This is a genomic window from Streptomyces sp. NPDC005070 (genome assembly GCF_053600395.1).
In genome coordinates this window covers 1-4,337 of record NZ_JBSFZS010000280.1, presented here as the reverse complement: position 1 = coordinate 4,337, position 4,337 = coordinate 1, and the positions used below count along the sequence as shown (strand labels likewise).

The window sequence follows — 4,337 nt, the reverse complement described above, 5'->3', positions numbered from 1 at the left end:
GCCGCGCTGCCCGGGCCCTGCGCCACGTAGTGACCGATCGCCCGGATCGGTCACCTCTCGCGGATCTGAAGAGCCTTCCCCAGGAGTCCCTTTCATGAAGACGATCGACGAGCTTCTCGCCGCAGGAGTGGCCGGCAAGCGGGTATTCGTCCGCGCCGACCTCAACGTGCCGCTGGCGAACGGCCTCATCACCGACGACGGCCGCATCCGCGCCGTCCTGCCCACCGTCAAGGCGCTGGCCGACGCGGGCGCCAAGGTCATCGTCGCCTCGCACCTGGGCCGCCCCAAGGGCGCCCCGGACCCGGCGTTCTCCCTTCTCCAGCCCGCCGAGCGACTCGGTGAACTGCTCGACGCGCCCGTCGCGTTCGCGCAGGACACCGTCGGCCCCGCCGCCCACGAAGCGGTGGACGGCCTGGAGCCCGGCCAGGTGGCCGTCATCGAGAACCTCCGCTTCAACGCGGGCGAGACGTCCAAGGACGACGCCGAGCGCGGCGAGTTCGCCGACCGGCTCGCCGCCCTGGCCGACGTCTACGTGGGCGACGGCTTCGGCGCGGTGCACCGCAAGCACGCCTCCGTGTACGACCTTCCGGCCCGGCTGCCGCACTACGCCGGCCATCTCATCGCCACCGAGGTCGGCGTCCTGAAGAAGCTCACCGAGGACGTCGCGCGACCGTATGTCGTCGCGCTCGGCGGCTCCAAGGTCTCCGACAAGCTCGCCGTCATCGATCAGCTCCTCGGCAAGGCCGACCGCATCCTGATCGGCGGCGGCATGGCCTTCACCTTCCTCAAGGCCAAGGGCTACGAGGTCGGCACCTCCCTGCTGCAGGAGGACCAGATCCCGGCCGTCACCGAGTACATGGAGCGCGCCGAGAAGCTGGGCGTCGAGCTGGTGCTCCCGGTCGACGTCGTCGTCGCCCCCGGATTCCCGGACCTCAAGGCCAAGGCGCTCACCGAGCACACCGCCGTCGACGCGGACAAGATGCCCGCGGGACAGCTCGGCCTGGACATCGGCCCGAGGACCGGTGCCCTCTACGCAGCCAAGCTCGCCGACGCCGAGACCGTGTTCTGGAACGGTCCCATGGGCGTCTTCGAGCACCCCGACTACGCCGAGGGCACCAAGGCGGTCGCCCAGGCCCTCGTCGGCTCCAAGGGCTTCACCGTCGTCGGCGGCGGAGACTCCGCCGCCGCGGTGCGCACCCTCGGTTTCGACGAGAACGCATTCGGCCACATCTCGACCGGTGGCGGCGCCTCCCTCGAATATCTCGAGGGCAAGACGCTCCCCGGCCTCGCCGCACTGGAGGACTGACCTAGATGAGCACGCGCACGCCGCTGATGGCGGGCAACTGGAAGATGAACCTCAACCACCTCGAGGCCATCGCGCACGTCCAGAAACTCGCCTTCGCCCTGGCCGACAAGGACTACGAGGCCTGCGAGGTCGCCGTCCTGCCGCCCTTCACCGACCTGCGCTCCGTGCAGACCCTGGTCGACGGCGACAAGCTCAAGATCAAGTACGGGGCCCAGGACCTGTCCGCACAGGACTCCGGCGCCTACACCGGTGAGATCTCCGGCTCGATGCTGGCCAAGCTCAAGTGCACGTACGTGGCCGTCGGCCACTCCGAGCGCCGCCAGTACCACAACGAGACCGACGAGATCGTGAACGCCAAGGTCAAGGCCGCCTACAAGCACGGCCTGACCCCGATCCTGTGCGTGGGCGAGGAGCTGGACGTCCGCGAGGCGGGCAACCACGTCTCCCACACCCTCGCCCAGGTCGAGGGCGGTCTGAAGGACCTCCCCGCCGAGCAGGCCGAGTCCGTCGTGATCGCGTACGAGCCCGTGTGGGCCATCGGCACCGGCAAGGTCTGCGGCGCCGACGACGCGCAGGAGGTCTGCGCCGCGATCCGCGCCAAGCTGGCCGAGCTGTACTCCCAGGAGCTGGCCGACCAGGTCCGCATCCAGTACGGCGGCTCGGTGAAGTCCGGCAATGTCGCCGAGATCATGGCGAAGGCCGACATCGACGGCGCTCTGGTCGGCGGCGCGTCGCTCGACGCCGACGAGTTCGTCAAGATCGTCCGGTTCCGCGACCAGTAAGTATGCGGTAGCGGCGATTCGTCGTACCCTTGCGGGGGTCTGGTGCTCTCGCACCGGACCCCCGTCGTCCATCCAGTTCCGAGGAAGTTGGTCCAGCCGTGGTTTTGGGGTTCTCGATCGCCCTGATCGTCTTCAGCCTGCTGCTGATGCTGCTCGTGCTGATGCACAAGGGGAAGGGCGGCGGCCTTTCCGACATGTTCGGTGGCGGCATGCAGTCGTCCGTCGGTGGCTCCTCGGTGGCCGAGCGCAACCTCGACCGCATCACCGTGGTGCTCGGTCTGCTCTGGTTCACATGCATCGTCGTGCTCGGTGTCCTGATGAAGATCAATAACTGATCACCGACCGACATCGGTACAACAGCACACCTGCACATCACGCAAGCACATTCCGCACGTAAGGCCCCATGTCCGGTACGCGCCTCCAGGCGCCGCCTATCATGGGGCTTGCGTCTAGGGGTGGGGATGTAACTCCAATCACTGGACGCGCGTTGGGCCTTACGTAGACTGAGGCGCTCGCAACGAAGCGACACGCCGACTCGCTTCGCGGCACCATCACGCAGGGAGTTACACCGTGGCAAGTGGCAACGCGATCCGAGGAAGCCGGGTCGGGGCGGGGCCGATGGGCGAGGCCGAGCGCGGCGAGTCCGCGCCGCGGCTGCGCATCTCCTTCTGGTGCTCCAACGGGCACGAGACGCAGCCCAGCTTCGCCAGCGACGCGCAGGTTCCCGACACCTGGGACTGCCCGCGCTGCGGCTTCCCCGCCGGACAGGACCGGGACAACCCGCCGGACCCGCCGCGCACCGAGCCCTACAAGACGCACCTGGCGTACGTGCGGGAGCGGCGCAGCGACGCGGACGGCGAGGCGATCCTCGCCGAGGCGCTCGCCAAACTGCGGGGCGAGATCTAGGAGTTGAGAACCGGCCGGGCATCCCATGGGTGTCTGGCCGGAACGGTTTCACGGCGACGCGATGCGGGGTCCGTCCCGTCGCCGGGTTCGCCATGTCCTGATGCCCGCACTGCGGGCCGATCTGCCCCGCGGGCCCCGTGTTCCGGTCGCGTGCCCGTGCGGTGCGGTGGCCCGCGGTGCCGTGCGGGCGGTGGGCGGGTCACGCCGATGCAGCAGTGCGGGCCGGAATTCCTGCCGGGCGCGTCGGACCGTCATTCCGTACGGTCCGGACCCGGAGCCACGTCCGGCGCACTGCCCTGCTCCCTGCCTCCCGCCCCTCGCCTCCTGCCCCTTGCCCCCTGCTCTGCGCGGCGGGCTCTCGCTTCCCCCTCTCGCCGTCATCCCGCTGACACCTGCGGGCCAGTCGGACGTATCTGTTGTTGAGCCGGTGGACGCACGACGACAGCTCGTGTCCAGCCCTGATCAATTAGGTTGGGACCGGCAGCGGGGCAAGGTACGCAGCAGCACAGGCAGGAAAGAAGGCGGAAGTCCGAGATGAACGCAGAAAGCCGTACCAGGCTCAACCAGACACCCGAGTGGACCGCTCTGGCCAAGCACCGCGAGGAGCTCGCCGGCACCCATCTGCGCGACCTGTTCGCGGCCGACGCGGGACGCGGCTCCGGCTACTCGCTCCAGGTCGGCGATCTGCACGTCGACTACTCCAAGCACCTCGTCACCGACGAGACGCTCCGGCTGCTGCGCGAGCTGGCCGCCGCCAGGGACGTGTTCGGGCTGCGGGACGCGATGTTCCGGGGCGAGAAGATCAACGTGACCGAGGACCGGGCGGTGCTGCACACGGCGCTGCGGGCGCCGCGGGACGCGGTGGTCGAGGTCGACGGGGAGAACGTCGTGCCGGCGGTGCACGCGGTCCTGGACAAGATGGCGGACTTCGCCGGGCGGGTCCGCTCGGGCGAGTGGACCGGGCACACCGGCAAGCGCATCAAGAACGTCGTGAACGTCGGCATCGGTGGCTCCGACCTCGGCCCCGCCATGGCCTACGAGGTGCTGCGGCCGTTCACCGACCGCTCGCTGACGGTGCGGTTCGTGTCGAACGTGGACGGCGCCGACCTGCACGAGGCGGTACGGGACCTGGACCCGGCGGAGACGCTGTTCGTCATCGCCTCGAAGACCTTCACCACGATCGAGACGATCACCAACGCCACCTCCGCGCGTGACTGGCTCCTGACCGGTCTGAAGGCGGGGCAGGAAGCGGTCGCGAAGCACTTCGTGGCGCTGTCGACGAACGCGGAGAAGGTGTCGGACTTCGGCATCGACACGGCGAACATGTTCGAGTTCTGGGACTG

At 69.0% G+C, this 4,337-nt stretch carries 4 protein-coding genes and 1 pseudogene; all 5 read left to right on the top strand.

All coding sequences use genetic code 11. The annotated features are described in order from the left end of the window. The first annotated feature begins 94 nt into the window (after window positions 1-94). Window positions 95-1,306 carry a phosphoglycerate kinase gene (locus tag ACWEBX_RS37610; protein ID WP_451889226.1) on the top strand — a complete coding sequence of 404 codons (1,212 nt, stop codon included), beginning with the start codon at window positions 95-97 and terminating at the stop codon, window positions 1,304-1,306. A 5-nt stretch (window positions 1,307-1,311) separates the two neighbouring features. Then, window positions 1,312-2,088, top strand: a complete 777-nt coding sequence (gene tpiA / locus ACWEBX_RS37605; protein ID WP_355774190.1) for a triose-phosphate isomerase — start codon at window positions 1,312-1,314, stop codon at window positions 2,086-2,088. Between the two features lie 104 nt (window positions 2,089-2,192). Continuing rightward, a complete protein-coding gene (gene secG / locus ACWEBX_RS37600) occupies window positions 2,193-2,423 on the top strand; it encodes a preprotein translocase subunit SecG (protein ID WP_451889227.1) in 231 nt (76 codons plus the stop codon). Between the two features lie 283 nt (window positions 2,424-2,706). Continuing rightward, the gene (locus ACWEBX_RS37595; RefSeq protein WP_004002138.1) at window positions 2,707-2,994 is read left to right on the top strand and encodes an RNA polymerase-binding protein RbpA; all 288 of its coding nucleotides are present in this window, start codon (window positions 2,707-2,709) and stop codon (window positions 2,992-2,994) included. Window positions 2,995-3,528: 534 nt separating this feature from the next. Then, window positions 3,529-4,337: pseudogene (locus ACWEBX_RS37590) on the top strand (glucose-6-phosphate isomerase); the annotation flags it as partial.